This is a genomic window from uncultured Capnocytophaga sp. (assembly GCF_938029845.1).
Classification (GTDB): Bacteria; Bacteroidota; Bacteroidia; order Flavobacteriales; family Flavobacteriaceae; genus Capnocytophaga.
In genome coordinates, this window is the sequence record NZ_CALHGG010000066.1 from 15,281 (window position 1) to 37,385 (window position 22,105).

General features: G+C 41.6%; 26 protein-coding genes. 8 read left to right on the forward strand and 18 right to left on the reverse strand.

Annotation, left to right across the window (positions count from 1 at the left end):
- Positions 1-95 precede the first annotated feature (95 nt).
- Entirely contained in the window at positions 96-1,454 is a 1,359-nt protein-coding gene (locus Q0625_RS04560; protein WP_298823833.1) for a TolC family protein, read from the forward strand.
- On the opposite strand, the gene Q0625_RS04565 is transcribed toward Q0625_RS04560, so the two are convergent.
- From Q0625_RS04565 to Q0625_RS04590, 6 genes are all read right to left on the reverse strand, one after another.
- Complete coding sequence (locus Q0625_RS04565) at positions 1,451-2,287, reverse strand: phosphatase PAP2 family protein (protein ID WP_298823835.1); 837 nt, start codon at positions 2,285-2,287, stop codon at positions 1,451-1,453. The genes Q0625_RS04560 and Q0625_RS04565 overlap by 4 nt on opposite strands.
- Positions 2,288-2,392: 105 nt before the next feature.
- Positions 2,393-6,202 carry a DNA-directed RNA polymerase subunit beta gene (gene rpoB / locus Q0625_RS04570; RefSeq protein ID WP_298823837.1) on the reverse strand — a complete coding sequence of 1,270 codons (3,810 nt, stop codon included), beginning with the start codon at positions 6,200-6,202 and terminating at the stop codon, positions 2,393-2,395.
- 256 nt (positions 6,203-6,458) lie between these two features.
- Positions 6,459-7,043, reverse strand: coding sequence for a Uma2 family endonuclease (locus Q0625_RS04575; RefSeq protein ID WP_298823839.1), 585 nt, complete (start codon positions 7,041-7,043; stop codon positions 6,459-6,461).
- Between the two features lie 91 nt (positions 7,044-7,134).
- On the reverse strand, positions 7,135-7,974 hold the full coding sequence (locus tag Q0625_RS04580) for a DUF4476 domain-containing protein (protein ID WP_298823840.1): 840 nt from the start codon (positions 7,972-7,974) through the stop codon (positions 7,135-7,137).
- Entirely contained in the window at positions 7,961-8,677 is a 717-nt protein-coding gene (locus Q0625_RS04585; protein WP_298823843.1) for a CDP-alcohol phosphatidyltransferase family protein, read from the reverse strand. The genes Q0625_RS04580 and Q0625_RS04585 overlap by 14 nt, the downstream gene beginning before the upstream one ends.
- Positions 8,678-8,742: 65 nt before the next feature.
- On the reverse strand, positions 8,743-9,546 hold the full coding sequence (locus tag Q0625_RS04590) for a hypothetical protein (RefSeq protein ID WP_298823845.1): 804 nt from the start codon (positions 9,544-9,546) through the stop codon (positions 8,743-8,745).
- 227 nt (positions 9,547-9,773) lie between these two features.
- Here Q0625_RS04590 and Q0625_RS04595 point away from each other — a divergent pair, with 227 nt between their 5' ends.
- The 3 genes from Q0625_RS04595 to Q0625_RS04605 are packed head-to-tail and all read left to right on the forward strand — an operon-like array spanning position 9,774 to position 11,339.
- Entirely contained in the window at positions 9,774-10,145 is a 372-nt protein-coding gene (locus Q0625_RS04595) for an RNA-binding S4 domain-containing protein (RefSeq protein ID WP_298823847.1), read from the forward strand.
- Positions 10,146-10,163: 18 nt separating this feature from the next.
- Positions 10,164-10,652, forward strand: a complete 489-nt coding sequence (locus Q0625_RS04600; protein ID WP_298823849.1) for a phosphoribosyltransferase family protein — start codon at positions 10,164-10,166, stop codon at positions 10,650-10,652.
- Positions 10,653-10,655: 3 nt separating this feature from the next.
- On the forward strand, positions 10,656-11,339 hold the full coding sequence (locus Q0625_RS04605; protein ID WP_298823850.1) for a hypothetical protein: 684 nt from the start codon (positions 10,656-10,658) through the stop codon (positions 11,337-11,339).
- Between the two features lie 89 nt (positions 11,340-11,428).
- On the opposite strand, the gene Q0625_RS04610 is transcribed toward Q0625_RS04605, so the two are convergent.
- Positions 11,429-12,298 (reverse strand): geranylgeranylglycerol-phosphate geranylgeranyltransferase, encoded by an 870-nt coding sequence (locus tag Q0625_RS04610; RefSeq protein WP_298823884.1) that lies wholly within the window; start codon positions 12,296-12,298, stop codon positions 11,429-11,431.
- Positions 12,299-12,488: 190 nt separating this feature from the next.
- Between Q0625_RS04610 and Q0625_RS04615 the strand changes: the two genes are divergently transcribed.
- From Q0625_RS04615 to rlmN, 4 genes are all read left to right on the forward strand, one after another.
- Entirely contained in the window at positions 12,489-13,367 is an 879-nt protein-coding gene (locus Q0625_RS04615) for a permease-like cell division protein FtsX (protein WP_298823852.1), read from the forward strand.
- A 146-nt stretch (positions 13,368-13,513) separates the two neighbouring features.
- A complete protein-coding gene (locus Q0625_RS04620) occupies positions 13,514-13,735 on the forward strand; it encodes a DUF3098 domain-containing protein (RefSeq protein ID WP_298823854.1) in 222 nt (73 codons plus the stop codon).
- The gene (locus Q0625_RS04625) at positions 13,735-14,544 is read left to right on the forward strand and encodes an undecaprenyl-diphosphate phosphatase (RefSeq protein ID WP_298823856.1); all 810 of its coding nucleotides are present in this window, start codon (positions 13,735-13,737) and stop codon (positions 14,542-14,544) included. The genes Q0625_RS04620 and Q0625_RS04625 overlap by 1 nt, the downstream gene beginning before the upstream one ends.
- Positions 14,545-14,595: 51 nt before the next feature.
- Positions 14,596-15,627, forward strand: coding sequence for a 23S rRNA (adenine(2503)-C(2))-methyltransferase RlmN (gene rlmN / locus Q0625_RS04630; RefSeq protein ID WP_298823858.1), 1,032 nt, complete (start codon positions 14,596-14,598; stop codon positions 15,625-15,627).
- A 116-nt stretch (positions 15,628-15,743) separates the two neighbouring features.
- Here rlmN and Q0625_RS04635 read toward each other — a convergent pair whose 3' ends face one another.
- From Q0625_RS04635 to Q0625_RS04685, 11 genes are all read right to left on the reverse strand, one after another.
- Entirely contained in the window at positions 15,744-17,294 is a 1,551-nt protein-coding gene (locus Q0625_RS04635; RefSeq protein WP_298823860.1) for a hypothetical protein, read from the reverse strand.
- 100 nt (positions 17,295-17,394) lie between these two features.
- Entirely contained in the window at positions 17,395-17,988 is a 594-nt protein-coding gene (locus Q0625_RS04640; protein ID WP_298823862.1) for a nitroreductase family protein, read from the reverse strand.
- A 13-nt stretch (positions 17,989-18,001) separates the two neighbouring features.
- Positions 18,002-18,424 (reverse strand): organic hydroperoxide resistance protein, encoded by a 423-nt coding sequence (locus Q0625_RS04645; protein ID WP_298823864.1) that lies wholly within the window; start codon positions 18,422-18,424, stop codon positions 18,002-18,004.
- Positions 18,425-18,446: 22 nt separating this feature from the next.
- Positions 18,447-18,884 (reverse strand): MarR family transcriptional regulator, encoded by a 438-nt coding sequence (locus Q0625_RS04650; RefSeq protein WP_298823866.1) that lies wholly within the window; start codon positions 18,882-18,884, stop codon positions 18,447-18,449.
- A 154-nt stretch (positions 18,885-19,038) separates the two neighbouring features.
- Complete coding sequence (locus tag Q0625_RS04655) at positions 19,039-19,353, reverse strand: hypothetical protein (RefSeq protein ID WP_298823868.1); 315 nt, start codon at positions 19,351-19,353, stop codon at positions 19,039-19,041.
- A 218-nt stretch (positions 19,354-19,571) separates the two neighbouring features.
- Positions 19,572-19,781, reverse strand: a complete 210-nt coding sequence (locus Q0625_RS04660; protein WP_298823870.1) for a hypothetical protein — start codon at positions 19,779-19,781, stop codon at positions 19,572-19,574.
- Between the two features lie 11 nt (positions 19,782-19,792).
- Positions 19,793-20,218 (reverse strand): Bro-N domain-containing protein, encoded by a 426-nt coding sequence (locus tag Q0625_RS04665; protein ID WP_298823872.1) that lies wholly within the window; start codon positions 20,216-20,218, stop codon positions 19,793-19,795.
- A gap of 69 nt (positions 20,219-20,287) precedes the next feature.
- The gene (locus Q0625_RS04670) at positions 20,288-20,761 is read right to left on the reverse strand and encodes a DUF302 domain-containing protein (protein ID WP_298823874.1); all 474 of its coding nucleotides are present in this window, start codon (positions 20,759-20,761) and stop codon (positions 20,288-20,290) included.
- 7 nt (positions 20,762-20,768) lie between these two features.
- Positions 20,769-21,221, reverse strand: a complete 453-nt coding sequence (locus tag Q0625_RS04675; protein WP_298823876.1) for a hypothetical protein — start codon at positions 21,219-21,221, stop codon at positions 20,769-20,771.
- A gap of 65 nt (positions 21,222-21,286) precedes the next feature.
- Positions 21,287-21,502, reverse strand: coding sequence for a hypothetical protein (locus Q0625_RS04680; protein ID WP_298823878.1), 216 nt, complete (start codon positions 21,500-21,502; stop codon positions 21,287-21,289).
- 4 nt (positions 21,503-21,506) lie between these two features.
- The coding region (locus Q0625_RS04685; protein WP_298823880.1) for a hypothetical protein at positions 21,507-22,105 on the reverse strand (599 nt) is incomplete at its 5' end.

Genomic DNA, 22,105 nt, shown 5'->3' on the forward strand with positions numbered 1-22,105 from the left:
AATCAGTAATTAGTGGTCAGATGTCAGCAACTATCAAGCTAAAAACCTTATAACCCTTAAACGCTGTAAGAATTAATAATTAACAATTAAAAAAGATGATTCGTATTTTTATCTCAATACTCACCCTTTGCGCTTCTACAACTCTTTGGGCGCAACAAGCAGGGAGTGAAATCTCTCTCTCTCAGGCTATTGATTATGCCCTCAAGAGCAAGGCCGATGCTCTAAAAGCACGCTTAGAAATCAAAAAAAGTGAATACAAAATCCAAGAGGCACGTGCCAATGCGCTGCCTACCATCTCCGCTTCAGGTTCCCTAACCTACAATCCTAAATTGCAGGCTACTTATATAGATCCCAGTACTTTCGCCATCCCTGGTATGCCTGTACCTGACGAACCGCTGAAAATGGAAATGGGACAAAAATGGTCTTCTACTGCCGAGGTGAAGCTCACTCAAGTAATCTTCAATCAGGCGGTATTTATAGGGCTTAAGGCGGCTCGTACTACTCGTGAGTTCTACCTCATCAACGAACAACTCACCCAAAACGAAATTATTGAGAAAGTAGCTCAGGCTTATTGGCAGGTATATCAGGGGCAACAAGCCTTGCAAAATATAGAAGAAAACCTCGCCCTAACTGAAAAAACTGCCCAAGTAGTAGAAGGCTCTTTCAAGGCTGGTCTGGCAAAAAAAATAGACCTTGACCGCGTGACTGTAGCGCTGAACAACCTCAAATCGGCCAAGCAACAAGCCTCTAGCGGACTTGACTTAGCTAAGCATGCGCTCAAGTATCTCATGGGTATGCCTATCACCGAGCCTATTTCTCTGCCCAAAGATGCTTTCAAAGCGGATTATCGCTTGGCTTTTGAAAAAGGAGATGCTTCCAACCGTACAGAGATAAAAGTGCTTGAAAAACAAAAGGAACTCCTTACACTAAGTGCCAAAGCTACTCATGGTGGACTCTATCCGTCCCTCGCCCTACAAGCCTCTTATGGCTACCTAGGCATGGGTCCTAAGGCTCCTATTTTCTATGGAAAGAAAGACAAAGTATATTGGGCTGATTATTCTGCCATTAGCTTAGGACTCAACATTCCTATCTTCACTGGTCTGGGCACCCGTGCCAAAGTACAACAAGCCTTGATAGAGATTGAGGCTATTGACGCTACCCTTAAGGACACGCGCTTAGCAATGGACCTAGCTCAGGAGAATGCACAAACCCAATTGGCTAACAACTTACTAACGATACAAACTCAAGAAGAAAACGTAAAGCTCGCCCAAGAAGTGCTCTCCAATACCCAAAATAACTATCAACAGGGACTAGCTTCCCTTACTGACCTATTGGAGTCCGAACGCGCCCTTTCCGATGCTAAAAACAGCTATACCAATGCGCTACTTTCTTACAAATTAGCAGAGATTGGTTTGCTCAAAGCACAAGGAAAATTGGATATCTTAAAGAATTAAAAGGAAACAACGACCCCCATCCCTACACCTTGTGTTTTAGCATCGTAGGTAGGGAAAGCCAACATATGCAGAGAGGAAGCGCCCCGCGCTATCCTCTCTTTTTTGCTTTGTAAGAGCTTGGAGGTATACGGGAAAAGCAAATAGGAGAGCTTGGTGGAGAGGATACCAATACCTGCACCTGCCACCACATCCGATGCCCAGTGCCTATTGTTATAGATACGCAAGAGCCCCACTCCTGTAGCCACTACATAGCCCGTAATACCTACCCATGGCTCGCTGTGCTTGTACTCTTGGTAAAGCATCTCCACCCCTGTAAAGACCGTAGCGGTATGCCCCGAAGGAAACGAATTATGAGCACTATTATCGGGTCTAAGCTGTCTTATGGAGTATTTCAAGGAATTGACAAAAACAGCCGTCATTGCATAAGCTGTCGCCCCTATCAGTACACGCTCTTTGAGGTTGTGGGCGGGTTCCATACCCAAATTGGGCAAAGCAAATACCCCAGCTATGGGCAAATATTGCAAGTGGTCATCTATACGTAGTTTCCCTTTTACATTATCAGTTACATAGCGCTGCAATTTGTGGTCAAATCGTGAATCTATGGACAAAGCGCCTCTGGCTATCAGGGCAGCAGGAATCACCAGCGGCCAAGGGCGTATATAGGGGCGACGGATAGGGATATGCCCCTGTGGCAATGTATCTCGCATCATTTCTCCATGTACTATGGTATCTTGTACCATCTTATTATGTACTATGGTATCTTGCACCACCTCTTGTGCTTGTATCCCATTGTTAAAAAAAGCCACCATAAGCAGCCATACATATAGTCTCATATTTGTATTTTTGTTTTAAAAAAAATTCCAAACTATTGAATACTCAGTAGTTTGGAATTTCTGTAAGAACAAAGTCGCATAGGCGAGTATGTGAGGCTATTCGCCCTATTCTTCTAATCTTATATCCAAGCCTAATCCCTTAAGCTCATGCATAAGTACGTTGAAGGACTCTGGCAAGCCTGGTTCTGGCATAGTATCACCATGAACGATCGCCTCATAGGTACGTGCACGACCGATCACGTCGTCGGACTTCACAGTCAAGATTTCGCGCAAGGTGCTTGATGCCCCATAGGCTTCCAATGCCCATACCTCCATCTCTCCAAAACGCTGACCACCGAATTGTGCTTTACCACCCAATGGTTGTTGTGTAATGAGTGAGTAAGGTCCGATAGAACGCGCGTGCATCTTATCATCGATCATGTGACCAAGCTTAATCATATAGATCACCCCTACGGTTGCTTTCTGGTCAAAACGCTCTCCTGTACCTCCGTCATATAAGTAAGTATGTCCAAAGGCTGGTACACCGGCTTTCTCTGTATATTCAGTGATTTGTTCCAAAGAAGCTCCGTCAAAGATAGGAGTAGCAAACTTCAAGCCGAGCTTTTGTCCTGCCCAACCTAGTACAGTCTCATATATCTGACCGATGTTCATACGTGAAGGTACCCCAAGTGGGTTAAGTACTATATCCACAGGTGTTCCGTCTTCCAAGAATGGCATATCCTCATCACGTACAATACGTGCTACGATACCCTTGTTTCCGTGACGTCCTGCCATCTTATCCCCAACCTTGAGCTTACGCTTCTTGGCAATGTATATCTTAGCCAATTTCATAATACCAGCAGGAAGTTCATCCCCTACCGATAGGGTAAATTTCTCACGTCGGAGCATTCCTTGTAGGTCGTTGAGCTTAATCTTATAGTTGTGGATAAGGTCATTGATGAGTTCATTGGTATGATCATCAGTAGTCCAACCTCCTGATACAAGGTGTGTATAGTCTTCTATTTCTTTAAGTCCCTTTTGGGTATGTTTTCTTCCTTTAGGTATGATTTCTTCTCCAAGGTCATTGAATACCCCTTGAGAAGTTTTTCCATTAACCAAGTAGAAGAGTTTCTCAAGCAAGCGGTCTTTAAGCTCCTCTGCTTTAGCTACGAAAGCAGCATCAAGGGCAGCAGCTTCGTCTTTCTCTTTGCTGCGTTTTTGTTTAGTTTTCACCGCACGAGCAAAAAGTTTCTTGCCGATAACCACCCCTTCAAGTGATGGAGAGGCTTTCAAAGAAGCATCTTTTACGTCTCCTGCCTTATCCCCGAAGATAGCACGAAGCAGTTTTTCTTCTGGAGTTGGGTCACTTTCTCCCTTAGGAGTTACCTTACCAATAAGGATATCTCCTGGCTTGATATTAGCCCCGATACGTACAATACCATTTTCATCAAGGTCTTTGGTAGCATCTTCCGATACGTTAGGAATATCGTTAGTAAGCTCCTCTACCCCAAGCTTAGTATCACGTACATCAAGGGTATATTCATCTATATGGATAGAGGTGAAAATATCCTCACGGATTACACGCTCGGAGATTACAATCGCATCCTCAAAGTTGTATCCCTTCCATGGCATGAAGGCTACTTTCATATTGCGACCCAAGGCCAATTCTCCATTTTGGGTAGCATATCCCTCACAGAGTACTTGTCCTTTTTTCACCCTATCTCCTTTGCGAACAATCGGTTTTAGGTTGATACAAGTTCCTTGGTTCGTACGGCGGAACTTAATAAGGTCGTATGTGGTCAGTTCACTATCGAAAGATACGAGGATTTCGTCCTCCGTTCTATCATAACGGATAATGATCTTATTAGCATCTACATATTCTACGGTACCTTCTCTTTCGGCATTCATAAGCACACGAGAGTCGGTAGCTACACGTTGTTCCAAACCTGTACCTACGATAGGAGCCTCAGGGCGCAAGAGCGGTACTGCTTGGCGCATCATGTTGGATCCCATCAGCGCACGGTTCGCGTCATCGTGTTCCAAGAATGGAATAAGTGAAGCCGAGATAGAGGCTATCTGGTTCGGTGCCACGTCTATATAATCTACTTCCTCACGAGATATTACAGGGAAGTCTCCATCTTCTTTTACTACCAAGCGCTCATCAAGGATATTTCCTTGGTCATCTACATTGATATTTGCCTGAGGAATCTTAAGACCTTCCTCTTCTTCCGCACTCATGTAGATGAGTTCGTTGAGTTTTATCTTTCCATTTTCTACCTTGCGGTAAGGAGTTTCTATGAATCCCATGGAATTGACCTTCGCATATACAGCCAATGAAGAGATAAGCCCGATGTTTGGCCCTTCTGGAGTCTCAATAGGACAGAGACGACCATAGTGTGTATAGTGTACGTCACGTACCTCAAAGCCTGCACGCTCTCTCGATAGACCTCCAGGTCCAAGAGCAGAAAGCCTACGCTTGTGAGTGATTTCAGCAAGCGGATTGGTCTGATCCATGAATTGGGACAACTGACTGGTTCCGAAGAAGGAGTTAATCACTGAAGAAAGTGTCTTAGCATTGATCAAATCCAATGGGGTAAACACCTCATTATCACGTACGTTCATACGCTCACGTATAGTACGTGCCATACGAGAAAGTCCCACGCCAAATTGTGCGGATAGCTGCTCCCCTACTGTACGTACCCTACGATTGGAAAGGTGGTCTATATCATCTACCTCCGCCTTAGAGTTAATAAGCTCTATAAGGTACTTCACAATCGTGATGATATCTTCCTTGGTAAGCACTTGCTTTTCCATAGGAATGTCCAAGGACAATTTCTTGTTCATACGATAGCGCCCTACATCGCCCAAGTTATAACGTTGGTCAGAGAAGAAGAGCTTATCTATGATATCACGTGCTGTTTCCTCATCGGGCGGTTCTGCATTACGCAATTGGCGATAAATGTGTTCTACCGCTTCCTTTTCGGAGTTGGTAGGGTCTTTTTGCAAAGTGTTGTATATGATATTGTAATCCACTGTATGCTCATCTTCCTTGTGTAGGAGGATGGTTTTTACATTGGCCTCTACAATCTGATCTATATGTTCCTTTTCCAAAACCGTATCACGGTCTAGGATAATTTCATTACGTTCTATGGATACCACTTCTCCTGTATCCTCATCCACGAAGTCCTCATGCCATGTATTGAGTACACGAGCAGCCAAGCGGCGACCCAAATATTTCTTAAGTCCTGTCTTAGATACTTTTACCTCTTCTGCCAAATCAAATATCTCCAAGATATCCTTATCGCGCTCAAAACCAATAGCGCGGAAAAGAGTCGTTACAGGAAGTTTCTTCTTACGGTCTATATAGGCGTACATCACGTTATTGATGTCCGTGGTGAACTCTATCCATGACCCCTTGAAAGGGATAATACGTGCCGAATAGAGCTTTGTTCCATTTGCATGGTAAGACTGTCCAAAGAATACCCCTGGGGAACGGTGTAGCTGAGAAACAATTACACGCTCAGCCCCATTGATCACGAAGGTACCACTGGTAGTCATATAAGGAATAGTTCCCAAATATACATCCTGCACTATGGTCTCAAAGTCCTCATGCTCAGGATCCGTACAGAATAATTTTAGGCGTGCCTTTAGGGGTACGCTATAAGTAAGACCACGTTCTATACACTCCTCTACTGAATAGCGAGGCGGATCTATGAAGTAGTCAAGGAACTCAAGGACAAACTGATTCCGTGTGTCGGTAATAGGAAAATTCTCCTTGAAGGTACTGTACAGCCCTTCATTGCTTCGCGCATCCGACTTGGTCTCCATCTGGAAAAAGTCCTGAAACGACTTTACCTGAATATCCAAAAAGTCAGGATAGTCAGGCACATGCTTAGTGGAAGCAAAATTAATTCTGGCAGGTTGGTTCGTAAGCATCTATTATAATATAAATGGTTAATGGAAATGGCTCACAATAGCAGCCATTTAAGTAAATATACACAACATAACAAAGCCCAGCCCTCTAAAAGTTTTCCTTTAGGAGCTGGTTTTCAACAAGTTATTTTGCTATACAATGCATACTTCTTTCAAGGGGGCAAATTTAATAATTTTATTTGTTATTTACCCTTTATACCGCGTTAATCGTTTGTTAAATATAATGAGTAGTTAGTAGTTAGCCTCTAGTCATTAGTCACTATTTAAAGATAAGTTTCGTATCTATTTCCATTTCGGGAAACTCCCTTGAGCGAAACACATCTCCTTCAGAGACAGGTGGCAACCCTATATATACGCCCTCTTGCAAAACATAGCGATAGAAAGCCTTATTATCTGGATCTACAATCCAATACTCAGGCACACCTGCTTCCTCGTAGATTTCGTATTTATCCTTGAGGTCTTTGCGGGAGTTGGAAGGTGAGAGAATTTCCACCACCAAGTCAGGCGCCCCTATACAGCCACGCCCATCAATCTTTTCCAAATCACACACCACACATAAGTCAGGTTGTACTATGGTATATATTTGGTTATCTGCTGTTCCTTTAGTAGGCAAACGCACATCAAAAGGTGCAGGATATACCCTACAAGTCTTATTTCTAAAAAAAGACATAAGCTCAAAGTTAATTTCATTAAGCACCCGTTGATGTATCTCTCTAGGAGCGGGAGACATCTTAAAGAGCTTACCGCGCAACAATTCTACCTGCTCTTTGAATCGCCAAAGCAGGTAATCCGCGTACGTATAAGTGCCATTTACATCCAACTGGTTTATATCGGTAATCTCCATAATTATTAGTTTTGAGTTCTGAATTTTGAGTTATTTCACTTTTCACTTTTCACTTTTCACTTTTCACTTTTCACTTTTCATTCTTCACTTTTCACTTATTTGAAATGTACTCCATTAGTTGTCTCTTATAGCTGTCAAAGGTAAAGATATCATATATAGTGAAGAAATTTCCTTTATCGGCACAAAGGTCATAAAGCTGTTTGCCCATTTCCACTTTGTTGTTGTCAAAATCAAAAACACGAAGTAGTTGTTTTATTTGCGCACAAGTATAGGCGGTATTGCGTTGTTGGTTGATAAAGGCGATACGCTCTTTGTCAAAGGTAAGCTTCCTGTATGAGTTGTAGAAATTAGCAAATACTTCCTCTGGCATCACAGGCACACGTGGGTCTGTTGCTAGGTGACTACCTGCACGATAAGGATCATTCCATATATCATTCCATTCACCTCCATACCACTGTTTATCAACAGGATAAACAGCCAATTCATAGAGTCCATATTCTACAAAATAATCCAATACAGTACGACTGTTCTGATGGGCAACTATGGTAGTGCGGTATATCAAGAACCCATTCAGATAGATAGACATAGGCACCGAACCTGAACGCACATCAAAGAAACGAAACTTACCAGTTGCCCCACTGATCTGCTGATCTCCAAGGGTTACTGTAAAGAAACCTCTGTCGGGAATACGTAAAAACACCTCCGAATAACCATAAGGCGCAGGATCCCATTGGTATTGGTCTGGTGCTGTCCTATATCTCTGTAAGTCAGGGCGTTTATTTCTATTCCCCTCTATACCTATCTCAATACGTACCGAATTAATATCTGAAGCCTTAGCCTCATTGCGTAAAAACTTTCCTATAGTCCCTGCCTCTTGTGCAAAAACCATGGGGCTTAGTAACAGACCTACTAATAAGCTAAATTGTTTCATCTTTTTCTTTGTTTTTAAAAAGGTTACTCACTAAAGATAGCAAGATGTATGCCAAAATGATAAGAGCAAATGCATTTATCTGAAAAGAAAGTAGTAACACTAAGCTAAGTAGCAAGAAAATATACTTGAGAGCATTCCTCTTAAGCGAAAAGTCCTTGAACTTAAGGGCAAAAAGGGGCAAATTACTATTGAGCAGATAGCAGCTTACCACTGTGATAAGCAGCGAAACCCATAGGGGTAAGGCAGTAATATACTGAGCTTTCTGCACCATATAGCCTACTGAAAGGATAAAAAGCGCATTGGCAGGCGTTGGAAGCCCTACAAAGGAGTCATGCTGACGAGTATCTATATTGAAGCGCGCCAAGCGATACGCCGAAGCAAGAGTTACCAAATACCCTGCAAAAGGAAGAAAGAAATGTACTGCATCCCCGTAAGATGCTGTACTATAACTGATAAGCGAATACATCACCTGCCCCGGCACCAAGCCTGAGGTAACCATATCGGCCAAGGAATCCAATTGCAACCCCAAGGGAGAGGTAACCTTCAGCCAACGTGCTGCAAAACCATCAAAGAAATCAAAGACAATCCCCAAGAAAAACCAAAGCAAGGCCATATCGAAAGCCTGATCCATCGCATACCTTAGGGCTATGATTCCACAAGAAAGATTCAGCAGTGTGATAAAATTAGGGATGAACTTTTTCATTACTCTACATTTTTAATTCAGATACTCACTTACTCAATTTTACTTTTTACCTTTTACTTTTTTACTTAACAAGGGTTTGCATCCAAGTAATCCACTCTACCATTCCCATTACAGTCAGGGAAGGTGATGGTGCCATCCTCATGATGTTGGATTTCGTTTATCGAAGGAATACCATCGCCATCATGATCATAACGATCTGTTTTTAGCAGATTTATCTCAAATATGATGGGACTATAAGCAGGTATACTGGAGGTACCTGTATAGTAGGCAAGTCCTGAAGGCATGAAAAACACCCCTACACCTCCATCGGTGGGAGCCACTAGCTTACCATTGCTCTGCTCTGCTATTGCGGAAGCTGAAGCCTTTAACATAGCTACTCCCTCACGAAAGCCCATTACAGTACCTCCTTTATAAGCACTCGCTTCTGTTCCAAGCAAGTCCATCCAGTTGTTATAGGTAAAGAGATTTCCATCATCATACACCTTACCTTCAAGTGACTTAGCCTTATATAGTATAAAAGAACGGTCTGCTATCGTAGCTTGTTTTCCATTTCCTTCGCGCAATATCACATAATACATGGTATTGGTAACATAATTCCCATGCTGGTCTAGCACTCTTAGGTCTTTGCGCTTAAGATCTGTCCTATTCCAGATAGGGGTCTTGCCTGTACTCCCCACAGCCCCTAAAACAATGTTCCCATCATTGTCCAACTCGCAATAATGACTCTTAAGGTAGGCCTGTATCGCCTGATCATTTTCAGGAATCACCTCCGTCATCTCACGAATTTTCTCTCCATTATCCTCACTTTTCTTACATGAATACAAGCCTAATAAGGCAAACGACATCAATAGAATACTCTTTTTTATCATTAGAAAAATAAATACTTTAATTTGGGTGCAAGTTACGAAAAAATCTCGTATTTTTGCATGAATTTTTTACTTTTAATTTTCAGTAGTCAGTAGTCAGTAGTCAGTGGTCAGTGGTCAGTAGTCAGCAGTCAGTAACTAATGACCATTATAGGGCTAATGGCAATTAACCTTCAATAATTGACAATTGATAATTGACAATTGATAATTAACAATTAACCATTAAAAAAGTGCGTATCGATAAATATCTTTGGTGTGTTCGTTATTACAAAACACGCAATATGGCCACCGAGGCCTGTAAGAAAGGACATATCCGTATCAATGGAGAAGTAGCCAAAGCCTCCAAAGAGGTTTTCCCTCAGGATAAAATACAGATCAGAAAAGACCAAATCAACTATGAGATTATGGTCAATGACCTACCCGAATCTCGTGTAGGCGCCAAACTCGTAGCGCTTTATTGTACAGACAACACCCCTGAAGAGGCTTTCGAAATAGCTAAAATGCAACAACAAGCCCAAGAATATTACCGCCAAAAAGGGGAAGGTCGCCCTACCAAAAAAGACCGCCGCGAACTTGAAGAATTCCTAAACATTGATAACTAATCACTAACAACTAAATAGATGACAACCATCCTTTCTCCCGAGCAAATCGCTCATAAAATCCGACGTATAGCCTACCAAATCTATGAGGCTAATATACACCAAGAGAAGATTATCCTTGCGGGTATTGAAAGCAATGGATATATCTTTGCTGAAAAGCTACATGAGGAGCTAAGCCATATATGCCCTATCCCCGTGGTACTATGCAGAGTCAAGGTGAATAAAACCAATGTATTGGCTCCTGTAACGACCTCTCTCCCTGCGGAAGAATATACCAACCAATCCGTGGTCTTGGTAGATGATGTCCTTAGCAGTGGCGCCACCCTTATCTATGGGGTTAAGCACTTCCTTGAGGTACCTCTCAAGCAACTCAAAACCGCCGTATTGGTCAATCGTAACCATAAGAAATTCCCTATCAAAGCCGATTTCAAAGGTCTTTCCCTCTCTACCTCTCTACTAGAACATATTGAGGTAAGTTTTGAGGGCGAACCCCATGCCTATTTACAATAAGTTATGCTGATTTCTTTATTGATTATTTTCATCTTTTTCAATACCCTCCTCAAGCTCAGCTTCTGGAGGCTGTGGCAGATAGCCCTATGGGCAGGCGTATTGGCTGCTTTTCTGTGGTTCAGTTATGATTTTGCCTCCGAGCAATCCCAAACGACCCTCAGCCAGTGGCTCGCCTCCCCCAAGATACTAAGCGATATGGCTGTGCTAGTTACTATCGAATCGGCTATCGGACTATTGTTTTCCTTTGTGGCTCTAAGGGATTACTACCAAAACCGATGTAGCAAGCCCCAACGTGTCCTCTTGGCATTCCCTGGTCTGCTGCTCTTCCCTTGCCTTATATATGTATTGGCACAAGTCTTCTTTTTCTTCTCAGGAGCCGACTTCGCCAAAACCACCCTATGGGGTACCTTAGCTCTTGTAGCCCTCGTACTTTTAGGCACCAAGGGCATCGCAGCCCTACTGCCCGAAAAGGATTTACGTTTGGAAGTACATCTGCTTATCAATGTGCTCATCATACTCTTAGGACTTACTGCTACCGCAAGCGCACAGATTATCTATGTTCCCAAGAGCGACCCTATTGACTTTGTTCTATTGGGCAAGGTATTCCTTTTCTTCCTCTCTCTCTTTGTCTTAGGCTTCGCCGCCAGCAAAGGCTATTGGTATCTCAAAGGAAAAAGAAATCATTAGTAGTTAGTGGTTAGTAATTAGTGGTTAGTTGTTAGTCAAAGTTTGTACTATTCACTCTTCACTATTCATTCTTCACTTTTCACTTTTCACTATCTCCTTACTAGCACAATACAGAATACACCCACCACGATAATCACCTTCAGCAGGTTTCGTAGAAAAGCATAATGCACTTCTGTTTTGCTCCGCCATAGGATTGGGGTAAAGACAGCCAGCAGCACAATGGCAGCCAAGATAAAATAGTACTTCATCGCTCCCGTATCAGGAAAAGAGGTGAGAAAATACACACAGATAAGCGTTAGTCCTACCAGCAAACTAATCAGTTGCTTAGAGCTTCGCTCTCCATAATCAGTAGCTATGGTGTGGTAACCCAAGGCAAAATCTCCCTTGATATTCTCAAGGTCTTTCACAAAGTCCTTCGCCAAGAGTAAATAGTAGAGAAAAGCCGCATGGACAAAGATGACCTTCTGAAAATTATGATAATAGACAAATATAGCAAAGAAAGGAATAATGGAGAGTATCCCTGAGATGATATTGCCCACCAATACGATTTTCTTAAGCCTATGCGAGTAGAACCACATCATAAATATGTACACCGAAAAGAACACCACCGCCTTGAAGGACACATAGCTGGCAACAATTATGGAAAGAAAATTTAGTACAAAGTAAAGGGTAAGTTTCGTATTCTGTCCCACCAAGCGCTCAATCATTGCTCGTGTAGGCTTATTGATCATATCCTTTTCCTTATCATAGAACGCATTGATGATATAGCCCCCTGCCACTGCCAGTGCCCCTGAGAGCACTATGGCAAAGAGGCGCCCATCAAGCAACACCTCTTTTACAGAAGTCCTCGAGAGAATAAAGATAGCCGCTAGGTATTGAGCCACACATAGCATAAGGATATTATACCCCCGCACCACGGAGAAAAGCCCTAATATTTTTTTCTTTTCCACCTGCCACATAGCATATTTTATTTCCTGCAAAAGTAAGTATTTTTATTTATAAAAGCAAATACAGTTCTAACTACTAAAAGCAACCACCAATCACTAAAAACTCCTAACTTCTGTTAAACTTTTGTATATCTCCCCTAAACCAATTTCTATATAACAGATTTTTACTACTTTTACGCTCATTTTCTAACTTGCCTAAAAAGTGCATACCCGAACCGAACGATACAACCGAAGGAAGCTCATCTCTTCCTATTTCTCTGTTACACTGAGTATTACGCTCGTGCTTTTCCTCTTGGGGCTATTGGGATTTTTGCTAATCAATGCCAAAAATTTTACTGATAGCTACAAGGAAAACCTCATTATGTCCGTTTTCCTCAAGGATACCGCCAAAGAGGCCGATATACAACAGTTACAAAAGACACTCTCTATTGCCAATTATATCAAAAAAGTACAGTTCATCTCCAAGGAACAAGCAGCTCAGTCCTTCATTGAGGAACTAGGCGAGGACTTTATCTCCACCATTGGGGATAACCCTTTGAAGAACTCTTTTGACCTCACCCTCAAGGCCGACTATGTCGCCCCTGAAAAAATGGAGGAAATCAAGGAATCTATCCTACAAAATGCCTCCGTCAAGGAAGTAACCTATGACCGAGATTCGGTAGAGAAGATTCATTCCAACTTGCGACAAATCTCTATCGCAATCCTCTCCATCTCTGCGGTATTTACTTTAGTGGCTATACTGCTGATCAACTCCTCCATACGTCTGTCTGTTTATTCCAAACGATTCATTATCAAGACTATGCAGTTGGTAGGTGCTACCAAAGCCTTTATTAGGAAACCTTTTATCATAACCAATATAGCGTTGGGGATTCTTAGTGCCTTGCTAGCTTGTCTGGCTCTAAGTCTCTGTTTGTATTACCTTGACCAATCTTGGCCTGAATGGGGATTATTAACCAATTACAATTCCTTTGTATGGGTCTTTGCGGGCTTATTTGCTATTGGTATTTTCATCAGCTGGATCAGCACCTATTTCGCCGCCCAGCGCTTTTTAAACCTCCATACCGACGAACTTTATTATTAGTGAAGAGCGAAGAGTGAAAAACGAAGAATGAAAGATGAAGAGTAAAGTCAGCGAGTACTGACAGCTAGGTATGTGGATGAAGAATAAAGAGTACGACCTTTGACTAACAACTAACCACTAATCACTAACAACTAACAATTAAAAATATGCTTTTTGAACGAAAAAACTTCCTTCTAATGCTCCTTGGGTTGGGGCTTATTTTCTTAGGCTTCCTCACCATGAGTGGAGGAGGCAGTGATGATCCTATGGTCTTCAACCCTGCTATCTTCAACTTCCAGCGTATCAGCCTAGCGCCTGCCTTGGTACTACTAGGCTTCGCTACGGAGGTAGTAGCCATATTGTATAATGACAAAGAAAAAGAAAACTAATGGACTTACTACAGGCTATCATCATCGCCATTGTGGAGGGGCTTACCGAGTACCTACCTATCTCCTCCACGGCTCACATGATTTTCACCCGCGAACTCATGGGACTCCCCGAAGATGATTTCTTCAAGATTTTCGCGCTCTGCATACAGTTTGGGGCTATTTTAGCTGTGGTAACCCTCTATTGGCGTAAGTTCTTGGACTTCTCCCGCTGGCAATTCTTCCTCAAGCTGGGTTGTGCGGTAATCCCTGCTCTCATCTTGGGTAAGCTCTTGGACGACTATATTGACTCGGTTATGGGCGCTCCTGTGTATATTGCCATTATGCTCATTGTGGGAGGCTTTGTACTGCTCTTCATTGACGGCTTTTTCCAGCACCCTGCGATATTTCACGAGAAAGAGATCTCTATCAAAAAGGCCGTTATTATAGGCTTTTGGCAATGCTTGGCCATGATGCCTGGCACCAGCCGTTCCGCTGCTTCTATCATTGGAGGTATGCAACAGAAGCTCTCCCGCGAACTCGCTGCCGAGTTCTCTTTCTTCTTGGCAGTACCTACTATGCTTGCGGTAACTGTATATTCGTTATTCCTAAAGCACTACACAGGAACAGGTACCAACCTCAAGGGCTATGAACTCTTAGCAAGCAACTCCGACAAACTCTCTATGTTCCTCATTGGCAATCTCGTAGCCTATGTGGTATCTATCATCGCTATCAAAGGCTTTGTGGGTCTGATTAAGAAATATGGTTTCTCCCTTTGGGGCTACTATCGTATCATTGTAGGAGGATTCCTCCTTTGGTTTTTCCTCAGATAAAGGTAATCAACGAGACCTTTTACTTTTTATCTTTTACCTTTTACTTTGAAAATGACTGATATTCGTGCGTTAAGAAAAGAAGAACTCCAAGATTTTTTCCTCTCCCATGGGGAAAAGGCTTTCCGTGCCAACCAAGTATATGAATGGCTCTGGACAAAGGGTGCCCATTCTTTTGACCAGATGACCAACCTCTCTAAGGAGACCCGCCAGCTACTGGCAGAGCATTTCGTGATCAATCATATCAAGGTGGATACCATGCAGCGCAGTGAGGATGGTACCATCAAGAATGCTGTACGCCTGCACGATGGACTTTATGTGGAATCCGTGCTTATACCTACCGATACCCGTATCACCGCCTGTGTATCTAGCCAAGTAGGGTGCAGTCTGAACTGCTCCTTCTGCGCTACGGCACGCCTCAAGCGTATGCGTAACCTCTCCCCCGACGAGATTTTTGACCAAGTGCTCACCATTGACCAGCAGAGTCGACTCTACTATGGGCGTCCCTTGCGCAATATCGTCTTTATGGGTATGGGGGAACCCCTGATGAACTACCCCAATGTCATAAAAGCCATTGAGCGTATCACCTCCGAAAAGGAAGGACTGGGCTTCTCCCCCAAGCGTATCACCGTATCCACTTCAGGAGTCTCCAAGCTCATCCGAAAAATGGCTGATGACAAGGTCAAGTTCAAGCTTGCGGTATCCCTACACTCCGCTATTGAGCAGACACGCAACAAGATCATGCCTTGGACGGTCAATTTCCCTCTTACCGAACTACGCCAAGCCTTGCAATATTGGTACCAACAAACCAAAAGCCGTATTACCTACGAATATGTAGTATGGAAAGGGATCAATGATGCGCCCAAGGACGTCGATGCCCTTGTAGCTTTCTGCCGTTTTGCTCCTTGTAAAGTCAATCTCATTGAGTACAATCCCATTGACGACGGTCTCTTTGAACAAGCCGACGAAAAAGCCCTCCTGCTCTACAAGCGAAAACTGGAAGAGGCAGGTATCACCACCACCATCCGCTACTCCCGTGGCAAGGATATTGATGCCGCCTGCGGACAACTCGCCAACAAGCAGTAGAGGCGAATTGCCTTCCGCCCATCCAAAAACAGCTAATTGGCTTATCAACAAATTGACTAATTGGCTCATCGACAAATTGACAAATCGACTCATCGACAAATCAGCTAATTGTCTCATTAGTAATACTCCCTCATCGTCCTTATATCCAAATACCCCTCTCTACCGTTTTTGATGATCTTATAGAACGAATGTGTCTGGGGGGTAATTGCTTCATATACCGCCTTTTTCTGCTGGGGGTAGATACCTATTTTATGATCTTTGTAGATATAGATAAGTCCGTCCTTCTGTTGCTCAATATTGTCATAAACAACCGGAAGTAGCTCCTCCCCTATCAGATATACCTCGGGATATATACGCAGCATGCGCTTATAAAAAGGACTCCCTTCTAGCTCTATCTCTGTATAGTCTTTCACATCATCTAATTTCTCTTGGTAGCTATAGCCAAAAAGCCCATACTTATTACCTCGTTGTACTCGTATCAGCTCAGGATAGTGATAGATAGTGCCCGTAAAAGAGTCATTCTCGTCCCATACAATACGACTCTTACCATTGATAAAGGAAAGGGTTTCCTCCGCACTCCTATCAGAAAGATAATGCTCCTTCTCTGCCTCGTACTCCGAAGCAAAACCTCCATAACCATAAAGCATATAGTAGGGGTATTCTTTTTTATGCTCATCTTTCTTTAGGGTATAACGTCTCTCATACACCGTACCACAGAGGGAATAAACGATTTTAGGAAACTTCTCTATTCGCTCTCCACTTATCTGGTAATAGCCCGCTCCTTGCCTATTAAGCATCTCTATACCATCTCGGTAGAAATAGACACTTCGCATTCCCTTGAATTCTTTCTTTTGTAAATAACTGTCATAGAGAACAAACTTGCGCCCTCTTCTGCCTATCACACCAAATTTGTTATAATAGATTGTATCATACTTACCCGGAAGCAGTTTTTGCTTATAGATATCAATAAGCTCATAGCGCTTGCCTTTAGAACGAAGCAACATATAATCTTCGGGTTTATATGCTATAAAATCATCTGTATAGGACGAAGAATATTGAGTAGCCACAAGCTTTGTCGTCTCTCTGTCATTCAAGAATAGGGTTTTATCCTTCAAAGGCACTATATACCCTTCTATATCACCATCATCACTCAAGAGGTATATATTCCTACCCTTTCCCAAGTCAATAGCACGCAGCGAATAATAGTCCCGCTCCTGATAAGGGTCTTCTTCTTCTACATCAATATCACATAGCAATGCCAATTGTGGGCTAAGTATCTTGAGAATTGTTTGAGTATTCTTGTCATAGATTGGCGGTAGTGTCTTAAAGGTCTTCCCTACAAAGTCCTTCAGGGTAGTACGCTGAATATCCTTGAGAGAGATGATTTTCCTACCCTCCTTTTTTATCTCCTTCAGTGTCTCCCAATTCTCATCATTATAATGAACTATCTTAAAGTCATAGAGATCTTGTCTATAATCTGCCTTTTCATCTTCCTTGTAGTCAAGCTCCAATTCTAAGAATTTATCTTTCCCTTTTTGCCAATAGAAATAAAGTTCCCCCTCGGCATCATAGGCAAGCATATCTATATGACGAAGGGTTGTTTCTGTCTGTGCTTGCCCCCATAAGGCAAACAACAAAGCCACGATAAAGGTACATTGTTTCAACATAATATTCCATTTTACACCCCACAAAGATACAAATAATTAGCCAATAAGTCAATAGTTTCATTGACTCATTGGCTAATTATCTCATTGGCAAATCAACAAATTATCTAATTGTTACCACTTCTTCAAGCGGAAGTCTCTTTTTAGGGTTCTTGCTTGGATGGTTGCCGTCGGCTTCATTGTGATAGCCTATTGATACAGCAAGCACAGGCTTGAAACCCTTTACTTGTAACTTTTGATCGTAGTAAGCTGGGTCAAAACCTTCCATAGGAGTCGCATCAATCCCTTTTGCACCACAAGCAGCTAACAGAAAGCCGGTTGCCAAATACACTTGTTTTTGAAACCAAACTTTAGCACGCTCTTCACCACCTGCTTTTAGACTTTGATAATAATCAACCACAGGTTGTGGCTGATTTGCCTTAAAATAGGTTTCAAAAGCAGCAATATCATCATAGGCAAAAAGTACCACCAAGTGGCTGGCTTCTTTTATCTTCTGTTCATTGAAGAACGAATGGGCTGCCAAATCAGCCTTAAGTGTCTCATCACCTATGATAACAAATTTCCATGGCTGACTATTAACTGACGAAGGCGCTAGGCGGAGTATCTCTGCCAATTCCTTGATTTTAGCCTCGCTTATCTTCTCGTTACGATACGTTTTGGTAGCATATCTCTTCTGTGCAATTTCTAAAAAACTCATATCAAATAAATCACTAATTATTACTTACTTCAAAGGTTACCTCTATATTCCCACGAGTAGAATTAGAGTATGGGCACACTTGGTCTGCTTTGGCTACAAGCGCCTTAGCTTCTTCTATCGATACATTAGGTATATTTACCTGTAAGGTTACAGCGAAAATAAAACCGCTGTTATCTAGCTTCCCGATAGAAACATGAGAAGTTACAGAGGTCACACCTGTAATTGCTTTCGTTTGCTTGATAACCAAGTTCAGTGCAGTGTCAAAGCAAGCCGCATAGCCCGCAGCAAAAATCTGCTCAGGGTTGGTATAATCGTCATTAGCGCCTCCTAAGGCTTTAGGAGAACGTAATTCAAGGCTTAATACGCCATTGTCAGAAGTCACTCTTCTGTTAGGGGTACCGGTAGCGGTAGCCACTGCTGTGTATAATGCTGTCATAATACTTCTTTTTAATTTATTTTTACTTTGTTATTTGTTCTTGATTAAGGATTTTATATGTCAGTGTCTTAAGAGTCTCAAACTCTTGGGCACTCAGTGCTATTGTTCCTTTCAATTGCAAAGGAATCTCCTTAGCTTTTTCTTCTAGCTGCTTACCTTTTTCAGTAAGTGTTATCCACATGACGCGCTCGTCCTCCTTACAACGGATACGGGTGAGCAACTCTTTGGTTTCCATTCGTTTGAGTAGTGGTGTAAGAGTGCCACTGTCCAGATACAGCCGCTCCCCTATCGCATTTACCATAAGAGTACCCTCTTCCCAGAGAACCAAAAGTACCAAATACTGCGGATAGGTAAGGTCTAAGGGCGTAAGATACTTAGCGTACTGCTGTGTAATCTTACGTGAGGCCGCATAAAGTGGAAAACATACCTGAGCACCTAACTGTAAGACTTCTTTTGCCATGACTTCTTGATTTCGGGTGCAAAGATATAAAAAATATTTTAAACAATAAAATTTTTTACAAATAAATTTTGCACAATATAATTTTATCATTGATAAAACTCCCCGTATGGCACATGTACCATACGGGGAGTTTTATAATTAACAAATGAGCTAATTATTTCCTAAGGAAACGGAAACGTTCTATGATATCCAGAAGCATATCAGCTTCAAAAAACTCATCATTTAGCAAGTCGTCAAATTCTTCATCACTCTCTTCATAAATGTTATTAATATAAGATAGATGTTCCTCTGCGTGAGGAAAATCACCTTTCATTATATAGTATTCAGCAAATATAAGATGTGCTTTGATAAGGCTTATTTGATCATCTCCCCCTGTTTCAAGTACTTTATTCAGGCTTTCTATACTCTTTTCCTCCAATCCTTTAGCCAATTGTAGAACAGCTTTTTTTAAGTATAATTCTGCATTCATTTGTTTGTATTAGTACCATAAAATTCTGTGGCAAATATAAGGATAATTTGTTAATTAGCTAATCAGTATAACGTATATTTTTTCCTGCTTTTACAATTATGGCAAATTCGCCATAATTAGAAATCAAGCGATACGTCCCACAAACCGAGCATTTGCTCGAAGTAGTTACTGCCTGCACAACTCACACCACTGGATTTTATAGCTTGTCATACTACAAGTTAATCTGTTGATTCCTCAATTTTAAGGTAGTCTTTAGCCTTTGTAGGAGATATGATACTACGTCCCAATTGAGTTTCTAACTGCTTGCGCGCTACTTTGGCTACACTTCCCCCTTCTTTAGCTACTTTTTTCTGTTCCTCCATCCCTTTAGGGTCGCATTGTTTGGAAAGCTCAGTAGTTGAGGCTTCAGCTAATATATTAAAAGCCATTTCCAAGTTAGTCATATTATCGCGTAAGTTCTCTTTTTTGAGTCCTTTGTACTGCTTGTATTCTTTGGTAGTAAAGCCACTCCACTGCTGGGTGAGAGTAGCGTACCAGCAACTTCTGCCATCCACTGTTTGAAAGGCTCTGCCTTAGGAGAAGGTATAGACTGTATTAGGCGAAAAAGTTGCTCTGTATCAGCAACATCCGTAAGACGCATTTTACCATCCGCAGCTTCTAATTTCAAAGCGTTACAATTTGTAACTGTTTCATTTCCCTCTTCTTTTAGTCGTTTTTTTAATACACGCCAATAGGTCTGAGGGTTAGGACTATCAGTTAATATAGCCACTACATCTACAATAGAGAAATACCATTTCTCATGGGTGTCGTCCCAAATGGTACGCACCTTGCGTTCTTCAAATAATTTGATAGCTTCTTTTTTCATTTCAGAGGAGTTTTTTATATCCTTTAGAACTACAAAAATACAAAATAATTGAGAATTGAGGTTTATGTATTAATTCCCTATTTTCCCTATAGTGGATTTTATCAGCTGCAACATGGCAGCATCTATCTTTTCCGCTGTGCTGAAGTTTTGCTTGATATGGTATTTTTCAGCGATGGCGGCGACTTTCTCGTAACGTATGTTTATCGTTTTCCCCTCCTCGTAGATGAGGATTTTCAAAGGAAGTTCAATAGCCAAGAGAGGATTTTCCTGCATCAGGGCAGTCCCTACTTTGGGGTTGCCTACTATAAGCACCGTAGCAGGCTGCATAGTTTCGCCTACTGCCTTAGCAGCCGCTTGGTGGTCGATAGTTGCAAAAATGGTAATGCCTTTGCTGTTCAGTGTTTTCTGAATTGCTGCTACGGTCTCTTCAAAACTTAATAGACTTTGGAAGTCTTCATAAGGTTTTATCACATCTATACTGCTAATAATAGGTTGTGCAGCTGCTAAGAATGGGAATAATAGGAATGTAATGAGGTATTTCATATCGTTTTTATTTATTGAGCTGAAACGTTCCTTCCAAAAATTGTGATACGCGCTTGCCTCCCTCCTCATAAGTAAGGAAAGCGGTAACGGTACCCTTTTCGGTGTCTATCACTTGGCTTACAGTAGTGCCATCGTCCTCTACCCAACTGAGAAAATACTGAGTAGGATTGATAGATTTTAATGTCAGGGCGTTGGTCTGTTCAGCTACTTGCCCTTTGTCATCAGTGGTCTTCCAGTGAATTTCCTTATCACTGAGGTAAGTCACTTGAGCCGTTAGCGCAGGATACTTTAGAAGTGCTTGCTTGCCAATGATGTTCACAGGTGTAGGAGTAGCTACCGCCTCAGTAGTAGGCATTTGTGTATTTGCCTCACACTGTTTGTTGTCCTCACATTTTCTGTTTGGGCAACCACAAGCAACAAATAGGGCAGCGACGGTAAGCATAGATATGGCTTTTTTCATTGATAAATGTTTTTTAGGTTTTAGAGCGCAAAGATAGTGATAATTTGCAAATTGGTTAATTAGCTTCAGTGGTAGTATGTGTATTTTCTTATATCTATTTTCTTTAGATTTGGCATTTTTTCCAAAAATGAAATCTTTCCATCAATAATTTTGGTTTGCTCCCAAATGTTGAGGGTGGTTAGATGTTCTAATTTTGATAACGGAATGATACTGTCTAAATTGCCTTGATTCCAAAGAGTTAGTTTTTCTAAGTTATTTTTTTGGGCAAGTGTAGCAATCAAGTTGTCAATTTTTTTTGCAGGAACATATTTCAATATCTGTGAGTGTAGGCATATCTAAAATAAAATTAATATTTTCAATTTTAGGTAGATAGGCTATATATAAACCTTTTAGTTGGGTGAGTTTCTTGCAACTGGATAAATCTAGTATATGACTATTGGCAATGCTAAGACTTTCTAAAATATTATTTTCGTTATGTATGTCTAATTTTTTTGTTTTTTTAGGCTCTATGTGTAGCTGTTTCAGTGTAGGGTGGTCAAAAAAACCGTCTATTTTAAGCGTGTCATCGGTAAAGAAATCCGTGAGTTTAGCTATTTTTCTAATATCAAAAGGATGGGCAAGAACCGCATTTTCTTCTATACTGATTTTTTTGATGTTACTTAAATGATAAAGAGAGGTCAAATCAGTTATGTCTGAGCATTGAATGGAAATTTCTTCAATCAAATCTATGTCCTCATTGAAGGGAAGAACAGATTTGCTATACCCTAAAAATCCTGAAAAAATAATGCGCGATAGCTTGTTTTCCTTCATAAAAGGTTCTAATTCTTCTTTTAATACACGACAAAAAATAATAAGGTACTTGACAAAAGAGCTGAAATTCTTTA

What these genes read in the sequence shown, in the direction of transcription:
- Q0625_RS04560 (WP_298823833.1), top strand. Translation starts at nt 96, where the DNA reads ATGATTCGTATTTTTATCTCAATACTCACCCTTTGCGCTTCTACAACT.
- Q0625_RS04565 (WP_298823835.1), bottom strand. Translation starts at nt 2,287, where the DNA reads ATGAGACTATATGTATGGCTGCTTATGGTGGCTTTTTTTAACAATGGG.
- rpoB (WP_298823837.1), bottom strand. Translation starts at nt 6,202, where the DNA reads ATGCTTACGAACCAACCTGCCAGAATTAATTTTGCTTCCACTAAGCAT.
- Q0625_RS04575 (WP_298823839.1), bottom strand. Translation starts at nt 7,043, where the DNA reads ATGGAGATTACCGATATAAACCAGTTGGATGTAAATGGCACTTATACG.
- Q0625_RS04580 (WP_298823840.1), bottom strand. Translation starts at nt 7,974, where the DNA reads ATGAAACAATTTAGCTTATTAGTAGGTCTGTTACTAAGCCCCATGGTT.
- Q0625_RS04585 (WP_298823843.1), bottom strand. Translation starts at nt 8,677, where the DNA reads ATGAAAAAGTTCATCCCTAATTTTATCACACTGCTGAATCTTTCTTGT.
- Q0625_RS04590 (WP_298823845.1), bottom strand. Translation starts at nt 9,546, where the DNA reads ATGATAAAAAAGAGTATTCTATTGATGTCGTTTGCCTTATTAGGCTTG.
- Q0625_RS04600 (WP_298823849.1), top strand. Translation starts at nt 10,164, where the DNA reads ATGACAACCATCCTTTCTCCCGAGCAAATCGCTCATAAAATCCGACGT.
- Q0625_RS04605 (WP_298823850.1), top strand. Translation starts at nt 10,656, where the DNA reads ATGCTGATTTCTTTATTGATTATTTTCATCTTTTTCAATACCCTCCTC.
- Q0625_RS04610 (WP_298823884.1), bottom strand. Translation starts at nt 12,298, where the DNA reads ATGTGGCAGGTGGAAAAGAAAAAAATATTAGGGCTTTTCTCCGTGGTG.
- Q0625_RS04620 (WP_298823854.1), top strand. Translation starts at nt 13,514, where the DNA reads ATGCTTTTTGAACGAAAAAACTTCCTTCTAATGCTCCTTGGGTTGGGG.
- Q0625_RS04625 (WP_298823856.1), top strand. Translation starts at nt 13,735, where the DNA reads ATGGACTTACTACAGGCTATCATCATCGCCATTGTGGAGGGGCTTACC.
- rlmN (WP_298823858.1), top strand. Translation starts at nt 14,596, where the DNA reads ATGACTGATATTCGTGCGTTAAGAAAAGAAGAACTCCAAGATTTTTTC.
- Q0625_RS04635 (WP_298823860.1), bottom strand. Translation starts at nt 17,294, where the DNA reads ATGTTGAAACAATGTACCTTTATCGTGGCTTTGTTGTTTGCCTTATGG.
- Q0625_RS04640 (WP_298823862.1), bottom strand. Translation starts at nt 17,988, where the DNA reads ATGAGTTTTTTAGAAATTGCACAGAAGAGATATGCTACCAAAACGTAT.
- Q0625_RS04645 (WP_298823864.1), bottom strand. Translation starts at nt 18,424, where the DNA reads ATGACAGCATTATACACAGCAGTGGCTACCGCTACCGGTACCCCTAAC.
- Q0625_RS04650 (WP_298823866.1), bottom strand. Translation starts at nt 18,884, where the DNA reads ATGGCAAAAGAAGTCTTACAGTTAGGTGCTCAGGTATGTTTTCCACTT.
- Q0625_RS04655 (WP_298823868.1), bottom strand. Translation starts at nt 19,353, where the DNA reads ATGAATGCAGAATTATACTTAAAAAAAGCTGTTCTACAATTGGCTAAA.
- Q0625_RS04660 (WP_298823870.1), bottom strand. Translation starts at nt 19,781, where the DNA reads ATGGCTTTTAATATATTAGCTGAAGCCTCAACTACTGAGCTTTCCAAA.
- Q0625_RS04665 (WP_298823872.1), bottom strand. Translation starts at nt 20,218, where the DNA reads ATGAAAAAAGAAGCTATCAAATTATTTGAAGAACGCAAGGTGCGTACC.
- Q0625_RS04670 (WP_298823874.1), bottom strand. Translation starts at nt 20,761, where the DNA reads ATGAAATACCTCATTACATTCCTATTATTCCCATTCTTAGCAGCTGCA.
- Q0625_RS04675 (WP_298823876.1), bottom strand. Translation starts at nt 21,221, where the DNA reads ATGAAAAAAGCCATATCTATGCTTACCGTCGCTGCCCTATTTGTTGCT.